At 60.3% G+C, this 13,822-nt stretch carries 15 protein-coding genes; 4 read left to right on the forward strand and 11 right to left on the reverse strand.

What is annotated here, in order from left to right:
* The first annotated feature begins 43 nt into the window (after positions 1-43).
* Genes IB238_RS00590 through IB238_RS00600 form a run of 3 tightly spaced genes read left to right on the forward strand, consistent with a single transcriptional unit; the run spans position 44 to position 2,462 of the window.
* Positions 44-550 (forward strand): SCP2 sterol-binding domain-containing protein, encoded by a 507-nt coding sequence (locus IB238_RS00590; RefSeq protein ID WP_192242401.1) that lies wholly within the window; start codon positions 44-46, stop codon positions 548-550.
* Positions 541-1,518 (forward strand): peptidase U32 family protein, encoded by a 978-nt coding sequence (locus IB238_RS00595; protein ID WP_192242403.1) that lies wholly within the window; start codon positions 541-543, stop codon positions 1,516-1,518. The genes IB238_RS00590 and IB238_RS00595 overlap by 10 nt, the downstream gene beginning before the upstream one ends.
* A gap of 8 nt (positions 1,519-1,526) precedes the next feature.
* Positions 1,527-2,462, forward strand: a complete 936-nt coding sequence (locus IB238_RS00600) for a U32 family peptidase (protein WP_192242405.1) — start codon at positions 1,527-1,529, stop codon at positions 2,460-2,462.
* Positions 2,463-2,569: 107 nt separating this feature from the next.
* Here IB238_RS00600 and IB238_RS00605 read toward each other — a convergent pair whose 3' ends face one another.
* The 7 genes from IB238_RS00605 to nirK all read right to left on the reverse strand — a co-directional run bounded on the left by IB238_RS00605 (position 2,570) and on the right by nirK (position 7,184).
* Positions 2,570-2,713 carry a hypothetical protein gene (locus IB238_RS00605; protein WP_192242407.1) on the reverse strand — a complete coding sequence of 48 codons (144 nt, stop codon included), beginning with the start codon at positions 2,711-2,713 and terminating at the stop codon, positions 2,570-2,572.
* 106 nt (positions 2,714-2,819) lie between these two features.
* On the reverse strand, positions 2,820-3,221 hold the full coding sequence (locus tag IB238_RS00610) for a hypothetical protein (RefSeq protein WP_192242409.1): 402 nt from the start codon (positions 3,219-3,221) through the stop codon (positions 2,820-2,822).
* Positions 3,222-3,291: 70 nt separating this feature from the next.
* Positions 3,292-3,492: a hypothetical protein gene (locus tag IB238_RS00615; RefSeq protein WP_192242412.1), complete on the reverse strand. Its 201-nt coding sequence runs from the start codon at positions 3,490-3,492 to the stop codon at positions 3,292-3,294.
* Between the two features lie 110 nt (positions 3,493-3,602).
* Complete coding sequence (locus IB238_RS00620; RefSeq protein ID WP_192242414.1) at positions 3,603-4,049, reverse strand: pseudoazurin; 447 nt, start codon at positions 4,047-4,049, stop codon at positions 3,603-3,605.
* Positions 4,050-4,167: 118 nt separating this feature from the next.
* Positions 4,168-4,863: a Crp/Fnr family transcriptional regulator gene (locus tag IB238_RS00625; RefSeq protein WP_192242416.1), complete on the reverse strand. Its 696-nt coding sequence runs from the start codon at positions 4,861-4,863 to the stop codon at positions 4,168-4,170.
* A gap of 156 nt (positions 4,864-5,019) precedes the next feature.
* Positions 5,020-5,928 carry a formylglycine-generating enzyme family protein gene (locus IB238_RS00630; protein WP_246723459.1) on the reverse strand — a complete coding sequence of 303 codons (909 nt, stop codon included), beginning with the start codon at positions 5,926-5,928 and terminating at the stop codon, positions 5,020-5,022.
* Positions 5,929-6,050: 122 nt separating this feature from the next.
* On the reverse strand, positions 6,051-7,184 hold the full coding sequence (gene nirK, locus IB238_RS00635; protein ID WP_192242418.1) for a copper-containing nitrite reductase: 1,134 nt from the start codon (positions 7,182-7,184) through the stop codon (positions 6,051-6,053).
* A 205-nt stretch (positions 7,185-7,389) separates the two neighbouring features.
* On the opposite strand from nirK, the gene IB238_RS00640 reads away from it, so the two are divergent.
* The gene (locus tag IB238_RS00640) at positions 7,390-8,598 is read left to right on the forward strand and encodes an NnrS family protein (RefSeq protein WP_192242420.1); all 1,209 of its coding nucleotides are present in this window, start codon (positions 7,390-7,392) and stop codon (positions 8,596-8,598) included.
* Between the two features lie 127 nt (positions 8,599-8,725).
* Here IB238_RS00640 and IB238_RS00645 read toward each other — a convergent pair whose 3' ends face one another.
* The 4 genes from IB238_RS00645 to ugpE form a co-directional block, all read right to left on the reverse strand.
* Positions 8,726-9,673, reverse strand: a complete 948-nt coding sequence (locus tag IB238_RS00645; protein ID WP_192242422.1) for a sensor domain-containing diguanylate cyclase — start codon at positions 9,671-9,673, stop codon at positions 8,726-8,728.
* 353 nt (positions 9,674-10,026) lie between these two features.
* Complete coding sequence (locus IB238_RS00650) at positions 10,027-11,355, reverse strand: pilus assembly protein TadG-related protein (protein WP_192242425.1); 1,329 nt, start codon at positions 11,353-11,355, stop codon at positions 10,027-10,029.
* A gap of 550 nt (positions 11,356-11,905) precedes the next feature.
* A complete protein-coding gene (gene ugpC / locus IB238_RS00655; protein ID WP_192242427.1) occupies positions 11,906-12,958 on the reverse strand; it encodes a sn-glycerol-3-phosphate ABC transporter ATP-binding protein UgpC in 1,053 nt (350 codons plus the stop codon).
* Positions 12,958-13,806, reverse strand: coding sequence for a sn-glycerol-3-phosphate ABC transporter permease UgpE (ugpE, locus tag IB238_RS00660; protein ID WP_192247241.1), 849 nt, complete (start codon positions 13,804-13,806; stop codon positions 12,958-12,960). Before ugpE ends, ugpC begins: the two co-directional genes overlap by 1 nt.
* Positions 13,807-13,822 lie beyond the last annotated feature (16 nt).

A 13,822-nucleotide genomic window follows, 5' to 3' on the forward strand; every position in this document is an offset into this window, starting at 1 on the left:
CCTTAGGGTCGGGGCGATACGTTCACTGTCTAAGGTTCGTCGCATGCCTCTTCCGTCCACCTTGGTCGCGCCCATCGCCGTTACCCCTCTATGGCTGATCGAGCGCGTCGCAAGGACGATCTTTGCCGGGGTCCTCCGGGCTCATCCCGATCTTTTCGAGCGTCTCGGTGAGTATCGGCAAACGCGATACTGTTTTTCGCCTTCCGACTTGCCCCTGAATTTTGTCGTTGTTCCCGCGACCAGGACGCTCAACGTTTCGCGCAAACCGCAGAAGCCCGCCTCTGACGCCTGTATAGAGGGGCCGCTCGTGCTGTTGCTGGGCCTTCTCGAGGGCCGGTGCGATGCCGACGCTCTGTTCTTCTCGCGTGACCTCACCGTTACCGGCGACATGGAGGCGATGCTGGCACTTCGCAACGCGCTCGACGATAGCGTGATCGACCTGCCGGAAGAGCTCGGGTCGCTTGCCGGGCCGCTGGCGCCGTTTGTCACGGGCACGGCGCGCTACATCCGCAAGCAGGCGCTCGAAGGGAAGGCCGCGACATGGAACTGATATGCCCCGCAGGCACGCCGGCCGCATTCCGCGAAGCCGTCGATGCCGGCGCCGATACCGTCTATTGCGGCTTCCGCGACGAGACCAATGCCCGCAATTTCCCCGGACTGAACTTCAGCCGCCAGGAACTACGCGAGTCGATCGACTATGCGCGCAAGAAGGACGTACAGACGTACGTCGCCCTCAACACTTTCATGCGGGCCGGCGACGAGACACTCTGGTACCGGGCTGCCGACGATGCCGTAAAGATGGGCGCCGACGCGTTGATCGTCGCCGATTTTGGCTTGATGGCCTATGTGGCCGAAAATTACCCTGAGCAGCGGCTGCATGTATCCGTGCAAGCCTCCGCCTCGAACCGGGACGCCATTCAGTTCCTGATTGACGCTTTCGGCGCAAAGCGCGTGGTGCTGCCGCGCGTCCTGACGGTGCAGGATATCGCCCGGCTGACGCGGCAGATCAAGTGTGAGGTCGAGGTCTTCGCCTTTGGTGGCTTGTGCGTCATGGCGGAAGGGCGCTGCTCGCTCTCGTCCTATGCCACCGGCAAGTCGCCGAACATGAACGGCGTCTGCTCGCCTGCCAGCCATGTGAAATACCGGCAGGACGGCAAGACGCTCGTGTCCGAACTCGGCGAATACACGATCAACCGCTTCGCCCCCGGCGAAGCATCCGGCTATCCGACGCTCTGCAAGGGGCGCTTCGAGATCGGCGACACGCACGGTTATGCGTTCGAGGACCCGGTATCGCTGGATGTCGTAGATCATATAGACGCGCTGAAGGATGCCGGTGTCTCTGCGCTCAAGATCGAGGGGCGGCAACGTGGCAAGGCCTATGTCGCCGAAGTGGTCTCGAGCCTGAAGCGCGCTTTGGCTGCCCAGCCGGCGGAACGGGCCGCGCTTGTTTCACGCCTCCGCTCGATGAGCGAGGGCCAGCGCACCACTTCGGGTGCCTATGAAAAGCGCTGGCGATAGGGGATATCATGACGAACGCGTTCAAGCCGACGCTGAGCCTCGGCCCAGTCTACTATCTTTGGGATGGTCCGAAGTGGCGAGACTTCTATTTCCGTATCGCCGACGAGGCGCCAGTGGAACACGTGACGCTCGGCGAAACGGTCTGTTCTAAGCGCCAGCATTTCACCGAGCCCCATGTCGCCGAGGTCATCGAGCGGCTTGAAGCGGCTGGCAAGAAGGTCACGCTGTCTACGCTCGCCATGGTCACGCTGGAACGCGAGAGCCGGCATGTGCGCGACCTGATCCGCGACAGCGTCCATCCGATCGAGGCCAACGACCTCGCAGCACTTGGCCTGATCCAGGGCAAGCCGCATTCGATCGGCCCGCTGGTGAACGTCTACAGTGCAGCAACGGCACGGGTCCTCGCTGCCCGCGGCGCCGATAACATCTGCCTGCCACCTGAGCTTCCCATGAGCTCGATCGAGCACATCCTGCAGGCGATGCCCGAATTTTCCTTTGAGATCTTTGCTTTCGGCCGCATGCCGCTCGCGATTTCGGCGCGCTGCGCGCACGCCCGGTCCAAGGGGCTGACGAAGGACAACTGCCAGTTCATCTGTGGCGAGGAGCCGGACGGGCTGCCGCTTCGCACCCTCGACCGCCAGTCGTTCCTGGTGCTCAACGGCGTGCAGACCATGTCAAACAGCTGTGTTGTTCTGCTCGATGAACTGCCCGCACTTGCCGCCGCCGGGATCGCTCGGGTGCGCCTGTCGCCGCAGGTCTGCGATATGGTCGCCGTGGCCCAACTGTACCAGGCTGTGATCGAAGGAAGCATGGATGGGGAGGAAGCCACCGCGAAGCTGGCGGAAGTTTATCCCGAAGCGACCTTTTCCAACGGCTTTTTCCACCAGCGGGAAGGGGCGGCATGGGTGGCGAGGGCCCGCGATGCCGCGCTGGGGCACGGCTGAGCCCCAGGACACAAGTTGTGCGTTGATTGGCTCGCAATTGTTGCGCGCCTTCGTCCTGCGCCTCAGAGGGCGCGGGGCTCGCCCCTCAGAAATTGCTTGTCGAGTTCTTAGTGCTGCTCGTGTGCTGAACCGCCTCGGATCGGCCGGCGCGGATAGCTGTTACCGCTGCCTCTCCGCTCACCGCCGCCGAACTCCAGTTCCAGCAGGTCGAGGAAAGGCCCGGTATCTCCAGGGCCGATGGTCTGCGACATCAGGATATCCAGCAGGCTGTCTCTATCTTGGCATCGCGGCGGAAGTTTCATCGGGCGTCCTCATCGATAGTGCTCCGCGGCGTCACGGCGGTTGAATTGTCTGGCCTTAGCTGCCGCCATCGCTCACTGCGTTCTCTTCAAGGCGCAACATCTCTCGAAGAAGGGTTGAACCGAGCGCTGCTTCCGATGCGATGTCGTGAAGGAGCAGGCTTGCTTCGGAGAGTTCTCCCTCGTCCGCTGCCGTAGGATCGAAATCCCCGAGCAGATCGAGCAGGGCCGTGATCTTGCGTTTCTGGGTTCGCACCGCATCCGCAAGGCGCTTCTTTTCCCGGCGTTGTTCGAAGTGCTCGAAGCCCCGGATCGCGTCGGCAACGCGATCGCGACAACGGCAATCCACAGCGCTATCCAGAACGACGGTTCGCACCCGCCTGATGGCGCCCAGGACATCGTCCCTTGGACGATCTCCGTCGCCCTCTCCAGCAAGCAGCGTAAGATGTGGTTCCTTCAAGGCTGCCTCCGGTGTGTTGCGTTGTGTGCGTGTCCCGTGCGTTGGAAACCGGGGCGCTGGTGGGAGAAAGCTAGTGACTTTGCTCTTGCTTGAGTTCCGGTTTGTCGGACCTGTTCTGCCAGTGCTCGGCGGCATATCGAACCGCCGCGTATTCGGCGGCTTCCTTGCTGCTGAAGCCACCGCGCAGAACATGGCTGCGTTCGTGCGACTGCAGGAGCACCGTTCGGCTCAGGAAGTCGAAATGGATGCGCAGATCATCGACGATACCCATGGCAATCCTCGCTGTGCTGCAGGGGGAGGCGGATGCTTCGACGATCCGCTTTCTCCGTGATCGGATTGCCCATCGATATGGGCAATCCGCGCTCTCGCATAGCCGCAGCCTTAGAGGCCGGCTGCCGCAATTGCTGCGTCGAGACGCTCGCGCGCCTTCTTGGGAAGCTTGGCAGACTTGATCGCGTCGATGTTTGCCGGAGCATCGTCAACGACGACGAGAGCAATCATGCCCATGCCGACATGCGGCGTGCACTTGACGGCGTACGCGCCGGATGCGTCGAACGTTACCTTGATTGCTTCATTGACCTTGCCCTTGAAAGGCGTCGCGCCTTCCGGGATCAGATCCTTGACGGATTCGGCGTTGTGGGATTTGTCGGTCGGAACGAAGGTGACCGTGTCGCCCTTGGCAATCTTGAGGGAGGACGGTTCGAAGACCATTGCCCCTTCCTTGCCCTTATTCAACATATGGATCTCATGGTCCGCGGCGACAGCATAGCCACCGAGGGCAGCGGTCAAAAAAGCAGCGCCCGCTAAAGAACGAAGGATCATGCGCATTTTTATACTCCTGGATCAGAAGCCCAACCGGCTTCGTCAGGAGCAGATTACCGCGGTGCGAAACAGAATCTTTGACATAGCGCAAACATCAACTGAACGAACCCGGTGTCGGGCTGCGTCAATCTTTCACATGCGCCGCCAGCGCGGAAAGACCGTTGATGTCAATAATGATCAGCTTCTGGCGACCGCCTTCCACCAGTCCCTTGCCCTCCCAGGCACTGAGAATTCTTGACACGGTGTGGAGCGTGGTCCCGGTCATCTCGGCGATGTCCTGCCGGGAAATGGGAAAGTCGATCCTGACGCCTGTGCCTTCCTTCCTTCCGGCCTGTTCGGCAAGGCGCAGGACCGCATGTGCGACCCTTCGCTCGACTTCCTGTGTCGACATTTCCCGGATGCGCGTGTGCGCTTCTTCCAGTCGCTGCCCGATCGTCTGCATGGCAGTGACGGCCAGGCGCGGGTTCCGGTCGATGAATTGTGGCCAGAGCTCGGTCGGCCAGCACAGAGCGATGCTTTCTGAAACCGCCAGCGCCGTCCCGGGGTAGTCCGAGCGCTGCAGGGCCTTGGCAAAACCGAAAAGATCACCCGGATGGACGACGCGCACGATGATCTGCTGGCCGTCCTCGGTCACCTGGGTGACCTTCAGCCGGCCGTGCAGCAGAAGGAAGAAATGCGTTGCCGAAGCACCCTGCTCGAACACCGCTTCGCCTGCGGGCACCCGGCGGGGTACCGCATGGCTCAGAAACTTGTCCAGATCCGCGTCGCTCATCCTGTCGAACAGCGCAATGGACCTGACGAGGCTCTTGTCGATCTTCACGTCTTCCACTCCATACCTGACCGTACCGTTCTAGGGCCAGAACCGATCATGTTGCAAGGCCAATACCAGTCAGCCTTGCTCTGCATTGATCTCGATCAGGTGGATGGTGGAAGTGAAGCGTCACACCAAAATAGTCAACGGCCCTCGGGGCGCCCCTTACAGCTGAATGCCCCTGTCATGGAGTGCCTTCAGCAGCGGGGCATACCATTCGGTCGATTTGACTAGGCGGAAGCCGAGGTTGTCGGGCGGCGTGCCGACGGCGCAGCCGCCGCTTTTGGGATCGCGTATGAACGAAGTCATCGGCGCACGATGGTTGCCCACCGTGACGTAGACACCGCAAATGTCTTCGCTGCGGACGACCGAACCATCCTTGTCCAGCTGGACGCGGCGATGGCAGGTATTGGTCCACTCCCAAACGTTTCCGCCGAAGTCCGAGAGGCCGTATTCGTTTTCGCCATAGCTGCCGAGAACGCGCGGCACCGGGTCACGCTTCGAACGCTCCGCCGCTTCGCGACGGTAGTCCGCAAGCCAGCGGATGGCCGGATTACTGCCATCGTCCTCCAGGCCAAAGGCGTCGTCGGGAAAACCTGTTCCGGCAGCGAACGCCAGTTGCTGGTCGGTTGGCAGGGTCCAGCTTTCACCCGTCCTTTCCGACAACCATTTGGCATAGGCCTGGGCATCCTCATAGTTGACACCCGTCACCGGAACGTCGCCCAGCGAGTACGAAACTGCTTCGGGCGCCTTGCAGGCGCCGTCCGAAACACAAGCGCCATACTCGGCCAACGAAACCTGGTGCTTCATGATCGTCAGTGGCCGGGTTTCGGTGACGGTCTGCATCGGAGCATCGGTGGCATAGGTACCGCGGATGAATTCGCCATCGGCACGATACGAGAAAGTGCGCGGCGGAATGGTGACCGTCTGTGGTTCGAACAATGCCGCACCGGGAGGTGGCGCAGTGAAAAAGCCCGTCTGGTGGGCGATGCCGGCGGTAAGCCCGGCCAAAATCGTGACGGGAATGAGCGTTTGAAACAGCGAGTTCGATAAAGCAGCTTGGAATGTTGACATCGTCACCCCCCAGAAGGCGAGAGCCGGGCCGAATGGCCGGAAATGCCGGGTGGCCCGCCCGACGATCGGGCGGGCAATGGCGATACAGGCCCGCCAGGCGGGCCTGTATCTGTTTGTCGTCGTTACGTCTGCGACGGAGCCAGGACGGCGGTCATCAGGTCGTCGTTCCAGTCACCGGTGACGGTGAAGTGGCCTGCTGCGCCGAGTTCGAACGCTTCGATCAGGTTGTGGTTCACGTAGGCGTAGATGCCGGGCTGCTCGAAGGTGTAGAAGGCAGCACCTGCAGTACCGCCCGGGATGAACCAGGTTTCCTGGTCGCGATCCGGCACGTTGTTGAACTTGCCGGTCTGCCAGACGTAGTCACCGTGTCCGCCGATCAGGTGCGGACGGGTGTCACGGTTGGCCTGCGAATGGACGATCAGAACCTTCTCACCCACTGCTGCCTTGAGGGCATTTTCGCCGGTCAAGGCACCAACGGCACCGTTGAAAACCACGTGGCTCGGTGTCAGCGAGCGCATGACTACAAGCGTGTCGGCATAGGCATCGCCGGCGGTCTCGTACTTCTTGTAGTTGCCTTTCTCATCCTTCGGCACGTAGAAGTCCTGTTCGCCGACATAGTAGACCTTGTCGTAGACCAGTTCCTTGCCGTGGCCGTCGGTCAGGCCTTCGCGCGGCAGCACCATGATTGCGCCGTTCATGCCCGAGGTGACGTGCCAGGGAACCATGCCGGGAGGTGCGCAGTGGTAGACGAACACGCCTGCCTTAGTGGCCTTGAAGCGCAGGATGGCCTTCTCGCCGGGGTTGACGATCGTCAGCGCACCACCACCGAGCGCACCCGTTGCCGAGTGGAAGTCGATGTTGTGCTGCAGAGTGTTGGTCTCCGGGTTGATCAGCGTCAGTTCGACATAGTCGTTCTGATGCACGACCATCAGCGGGCCAGGTACCGATCCGTTGAAGGTCATCGCATGCACTTCAGTGCCGGCGTCGTCGAGGATCATTTTCTTCTCTTCGATCGTCAGCGTGAACTCGACGACCTTGGGGCCGCCCTCAGCCTTCTGGGTGTGCTCGTGGACAAACGGAGGCTTGACGAGTTCAACCTTTACGCGTGGCAAGTGCGACAGATCGGTCGGGTTCATCTTGGCTGGAGGGGCCTCTTCAGCCTGCGCGAAACTTGCAGTAACCATCGGTGCAACTGCACCGGCGAATGCTGCACCAGCCAGAATCGTGCGCCTGGTTACCTGGAATTGGTCGGTCATCGGTTCTCTCCTTCGACAAGACCGGGGCTATCCCCGATCTGTTGGAGAGGAATTTACGCCACTCGCCATAGTAGTCTTTGATCCATCACAAACTTTCGCCACTCGATTTCTTGCCGGACGTCAAAGTCGGTCCATTCCTTGCGAGATGTCAAAGAAGGGTGCGCTCCCCCTTGCTTATTAATGCCTTGAATAGAGGAGCAATCGAATGACGACGTCACAATCAGCAAAGCGGACCGGAGGCATCCCCCGGGGGCTTTCGCAAACCGGTCCGGTTCTCTTTTCTTATGGCTTCCGCCCGTTCTTTCTTGGCGGGGCAGTTTGGGCCTTTACTGCAATGGTGCTTTGGCTCGCCGCACTCTCCGGAAGGCTTGATATTGCTGGAGAATACGGCGTTTTCAGTTGGCACGCCCACGAAATGCTGTTCGGCTATGCCTCGGCGGTCCTCGCCGGCTTCCTGCTGACGGCCGTGCCGAACTGGACCGGTCGACTTCCCGTGTCGGGCTGGCCGCTGTTCGGCCTGTTTCTGTTATGGCTCGTCGGGCGGCTGGCGTTTCTCGCCTCGGATGCGATCGGGGTCCGCGCCGCGGTCGCCCTCGACATGCTGTTCATGCCGGCCCTGCTTTTCATCTGCGTGCGCGAAGTTGTCGCAGGCCGCAAGTGGAACGACTTGAAGGTGATCACCGGCCTTCTGGCGCTAACCCTTGCCAACGCCGCGTATCACTATGAGGTTATCGCCAGCGGCCAGCCGGATCGCGCCTATCGGTTGGCGATCGCAGCCTATGTCGGCCTGATCATGGTCATCGGCGGCCGGATCATCCCGAGCTTCACGCGTAACTGGATCAACCGGCTTGGCCGGAAGGATTTCCCCGTACCCTTCAATAGCTTCGACACCGCGGCGATCGTCACGGGCGTCGTCGCGCTCGGTCTTTGGGTGGCGCTGCCGGAAAGCCGTATCACGGCCGCAGGTGGCGTGATTGCAGCGGCCGTCCATACCGTGCGCCTTAGCCGTTGGCGCGGCTGGACGACATTCTCGGAAATGCTGGTCGCGATCCTGCACGTGGCCTATCTTTTCGTGCCGCTTGGCTTTCTTGCGATCGCGTTGTCGGCGATCGACATCATCGACGCCAAGTCGGCATTGCACGTCGTGACGATCGGCACGGTCGCCTTGATGATGCTGGCCGTGACGACGCGTGCGACCCGCGGCCACACGGGACGGGATCTGACGGCCTCGCCGATGACGACCCTGTCCTATGGTTTGATGGTACTGTGCGCGCTCGCGCGCCCGGCGGCCGGGTTTCTTCCCGACCACGCGCCGGTGCTCTACACACTGTCGGGTGCACTGTGGCTCGCAGCTTTCGCTCTGTTCATCGTCGAGTATGGACCGATGCTCGTGCGCACACGCCGGAAGATCTAGGGGCAAGACCTAGCTAAGGCTGGTCAGGAATGCCCGGACGACAGCGCCCGCACGGCCGAATTTACTCGGCTGGGGCGCTGTCCTATATCAGGTAATTGTCATGAGCGCCGGGGGAACTCACCAGTAATCAGAAGGCACTGCATGAAGCGTGGTTCGTCAATATGCGGCCAGTTCTCTTGTGCAGCCTGGCGCTCGAGCACACGTCGACGAGTTTGCCGGTGGCCTTGGCTGCATACATCAATTTGTCTGCGCCATCGAGAAGCGCGTCAAAGCTTACCCCCGGAGATGCCTCGGTAACTCCTATCGCAGCGCCAACCCGAAGAATGCTCTCATCCATGACAATGTTCTTGGCAATCCGCTGGCCGAGATCGAAGAACCGCGCAAGCGAAAACTCTTCAGTTGCTGCAGTGGAAGAGACAATCGCGAACTCGTCGCCCCCCAGTCGGGCAACAAAATCGTTGTGAGCACTCCACTCAACCAACCGCTTCGCGATCGCTCTCAAGAGCTTGTCACCAACAGAATGGCCATGTTCGTCGTTGATTTTCTTGAAACGGTTGAGGTCGATGTAGGCAAGGACGATTCGAGAATCGGCGTTTGCTTCAGTCAGCGCCCTGCGCAAGTAGCTCTCGAAAGAGGCACGATTCTGCAGGCCAGTCATGGCATCCGTGAAGGCTGCATCCAGGATCGCGCGCTCGAAGGCTTTTCGCTCCGAGTTGTCGAGGATGATTTCTATATCGAAGCTCTCTCCGTCGATCCTGCGCCGTTGCGCGCTGATCAATGTGGGGATTATGCGCCCGCTGACATGCCGCATCTCCACTTCGGCAAGCTCGTAGAAGCCCTGCGTGTCGAGCAAGTTCATCCTGTGCAAGCGTGCCGGATCGTCGGATGAATAAGGAAGGTCGTCAGTGAGCGGCTGACCGTTGATTTCATCCCAGGTGCGGCCGATCAAGCGGAGATAGGCCGGGTTGACCTTGATGTAGCGGGAGTGATGTTCGGTCGTGGAGATGGAGAACGGCACAGGCGATAGATCGAACAGCTCTCTTAAGGCGACGTCGACAACACTGTCGGAAATCATGTTCAGTTCACCCCAATCTCTAAAATATGTTGTCGATCAGCCGCCTAATCCAGCCAACGCACAAACCGGCACCGAGCTTTTGTCAATTTTGATAGTATTTGCCGCGATTGCGTTAATTATTTTTGCATGAAGGTTCGGAGACTCTCGTCAAATCGCCCATCAAACGGCGACATTGACCGGAAATCGCCTTTCCGGCCCACATGGCGTTTCGGGATATGTCGCACAAACGCACGCGACGAAAGCGATGTTGCCGCACAATAACGTGCATAGCGTCAAACGAAGAAAGGCCGCAAAACGCGGCCCCTCTTGGTTCATGTGCGGTCGGTGTCATCCGAGTCGCTTGCTGAACCTGATCACTTCACCAGCCGAATAGCGCCCGGGTTGTTGATTTCGTTGTCGGCCAGTTCCGTCTTGCAATCGATCTTGAAACTGCTGTTGCCGATCATGGTGATCTCCTGCGCGACGATGCGGACACATTCACCCCCGGTGGAGCCATTACCCGAGTATTGAATCTCCTTCGATGCGGGCATGTAGATGATGCCTGCCAACGACGACGCGCTGTTGCCGTTGATGACCGCCGGCTGTGTGTTGTTTCTCGCCGCAACGATCGAAAAACCGGCCCAGGTCCCGGTCGTTGGTGCGGTGACGTGGAAAGTCGAGCCGCCGTGTATGTCGATCTGCGCTCCGTTCAGCAGGAAGAAGGTCACCCCCTCCGCATTGACCACCGATTGACTGGTAAGCTTGAGCGTGCCGCCATCAATTATGTAGTTTCCAGGTTGGAGATTGACCTTTCCCTTGATCTCCAACCCGCCATAGGTGCCGGGCTTCAGCGTTACCGCATACCCGTCAGGCGCCTTGTTCGGAGTCTTGCCGGTGCCGTTGCAATCCCCGTTGCCACCGCCGTTGCCGACGAAATTCTGCCCGCATCCGGCCAGGCTTACCAAGTTGCCCGCATTCGGCATCGCCTTCTTCTTGAATGGATCAGGCGTCCGCGAAACGTTCTCCTGCCCCTTGCCGCAGACCAGATCCAGACTGGCGAGCGTTGCCGATATTTTGCCGGCCGCGTAAAGACATTCGGCCTTCAGGGTGGCGGCACCACCGAGATATATCGACTGCGCGTCGGTCGAATTCGACGTGATCGTACAGTTCGATGTGTCTACCTTCGCGCTTCCGCTTACTTCAAAGGCTCGAGGGGCGGTTGGATGGAGGGCCAGGATACAGGCTTCCCCATCCTGGGCGCGAACGGCGACGCTCTCTCTGCTTATCTTGTAGGGGCTCAGTCCCCAGAAGACCGGGTCATAGTCGGCGGAGTAGGCCGCGGTGGCGGCCGTTTCCTCGCCACTCTCCGTAAATGCAAGCTGAATTGCCGCTCCCGGAAACGAGCTGTCAGCGTCGGGCTGATCGAGGACGGAGGGCTTTCCGAAATTCAGAAAGAAGATTTCGGTCGCTTGCTGCAGGGCATCGCTTTCGCTGTCTCCCTCTCCATAGGCCTTGACTGCGGAAATTGCCGCTGCGTCGAGTGCGGCCTGCATCTTGGAGCTTTCCTTCGTTGCAGTCGCGATGTTGAGCGCCACCGAACCAGCCAGGAAAAGGACTGGGATCAACAGCGCTGTCATTATGCCAAAATTGCCGCCTTTATCTTCGAAGAGGCAGCGCATGTTGCTCTTGCGGACCTTTTGCATCTCGAACCAACCCCTAATTGCGGTTGGACTAATTTAGGCGACGATTCGTGCAATAATCGTTTATAATTTCTCTAAAGTTTCTTCGGGCGTGGTTGGGCGGCAAAAAGCGGCGAATCGCACAAAGTTGGCGGGGTGGGCGCCACAAATTGGACAGGGCTCGCAAAGATTTCCGTAGGGAACGCCTGTAGGACGTCGGGTTCAATTGCGCTTGAAGACGTTTGGCTGGGGAACCTGGATTCTCACATGATTTCAATGGCTTATAGAAATGGCCTTGAAATTCCCTCTGTTTTCCCATCGCGAGCGACCGTGGATGCCACCTTTGTGCCCTGGCTTTGGGCCTCAGTCAACAGTAGGGAGTGAGCGGCAATAATTTCCGCTTTCGGACCTCAAGTTTGCGGTGAGGCGGCCATAAAGCGCCCGGCAGCTTTGCGCCTTCATGTCGGCCGTGGAGACCAGCTTGGCCGCTTTCCGATAGCAGACGTCGCCAGCGACAATGCGGCGGCCTGACGGCCCAAGCGCGGATACCGCCGACCATCTTGATTGCCCAGGCTTAGACTCGTCTGCCGTCACTGCCGAAGAAATGCAGCTTCTCGCGCCGGGCGAACACCGGCAGTTGGTCGCCGGGCTGGACTTCGGTGCGGCCGGGCACACGCACGACGATGCGCCCGCCGGCAGCCTGGCAGTAAAGGAAGCTCTCCGCCCCCACGGGCTCGACGCCTTCGACCTGAGCCACCAGGCGAAGCGCGCCATCAGCGGCGACGCCGTCGGCCTCGATACGCACCTCGCAATCCTCGGGACGGAAGCCGAGCGTCGCAGCATTGGCGGGTACGACCGGCAGCGTGACTGCACCTTCGAGCTGGCCGCTGCGGAGCGGCAGGAGGTTCATCGGCGGCGCGCCGATGAAGGAGGCCACGAAGGTCGAGGCCGGCTTCTCGTAGATGTCGAGCGGTGCCCCCGACTGTTCGACCAGGCCGGCATTCATCACCACAAGAACGTCGGCCAGCGTCATCGCCTCCAACTGGTCGTGGGTGACATAGACCGAGGTGACCCCGAGATTGCGCTGCAGGTTCTTGATCTCGACGCGCATCTGCCCGCGAAGCTTGGCGTCGAGGTTGGACAGCGGCTCGTCGAACAGGAAGACCTTGGGGTTGCGGACGATCGCACGGCCCATGGCGACGCGCTGCCGCTGGCCACCGGAGAGTTCGCGTGGGCGACGCTCCAGCAGGTGCTCGAGTTCGAGCGTTTTCGCCGTCGAACGCACCCGCTTGTCGATCTCGTCCTTCGGCGTGCCGCGGTTGCGCAGGCCGTAGGCCATGTTGTCGTAGACCTTCATATGCGGATAAAGCGCATAGTTCTGGAACACCATGGCGATGTCACGCTCGGTCGGGCCGATCGCGTTGACCACCTTTCCGTCGATGGCGCAGCTGCCGGCGGAGATGGTTTCCAGGCCCGCGATCATGCGCAGAAGCGTTGACTTGCCGCAGCCTGACGGACCGACCAGAACGCACAGCGCCTTGTCGGGAATGGCGATGGAGACGCCTTTCACGGCTTCGACGCCGCCAGCATAAACCTTGCGAACGTCCTTGAGATCGACGGTTGCCATTATTTCTCCGTTTCGACGAGGCCGCGGACGAACCAGCGCTGCATCAGCACCACCACGAGGATGGGGGGCACGATCGCAAACATGGAGGTGACCATCACCAGATGCCATTCGGTGTCGGCATCGGCAAACGAGATCATCTTCCTGAGCGCAATCACGATGGTGTTCATGTCATTGCGGTTGGTGACGAGCAGCGGCCAGAGGTATTGCGTCCAGCCATAGATGAAGAGGATGACGAAGAGTGCTGCGATGTTGGTGCGCGACAAGGGCAGCAGGATATCCTTGAAGAAACGCCAGGGACCGGCGCCATCCACGCGGGCCGCCTCGACCAATTCGCCCGGTATGGTGAGGAAGAACTGGCGGAAGAGCAGAGTCGCCGTGGCTGATGCGATCAGCGGCACGATCAGACCAGCGTAGGTGTCGATCAGGCCGAGATCGACCATCACCTTGTAGGTGGGCAGGATGCGCACTTCGACCGGCAGCATCAGCGTGATGAAGATCAGCCAGAAGAAGAACATCCGGCCGGGAAAGCGAAAGAACACGATGGCATAGGCAGACACGATTGAGATGATGATCTTGCCGATGGCGATGCCGAGCGCGACGATGGTGGTGTTGACGAGAAGCGTCGTCACGCTGACCCCGCCGATGCGGCCGACGCCGCCGAACAGCGCCTCCGAATAGTTTTCGATGAAGCGATCGCCGGGCAGTAGCGGCAGCGGCGGACGCAGGATCGTCTGCAGCGAATGGGTCGAGGCGACGAAGGTGTAGTAGATCGGAAACGCCACGATCAGGATGCCGAGGATCAGCACGGCGTGCGCCAGATAGATGCCTGCAACCGACTGACCGATCATCAGCTTGTCATGGCCG

It is taken from the genome of Rhizobium sp. ARZ01 (assembly GCF_014851675.1).
Classification (GTDB): domain Bacteria; phylum Pseudomonadota; class Alphaproteobacteria; order Rhizobiales; family Rhizobiaceae; genus Mycoplana.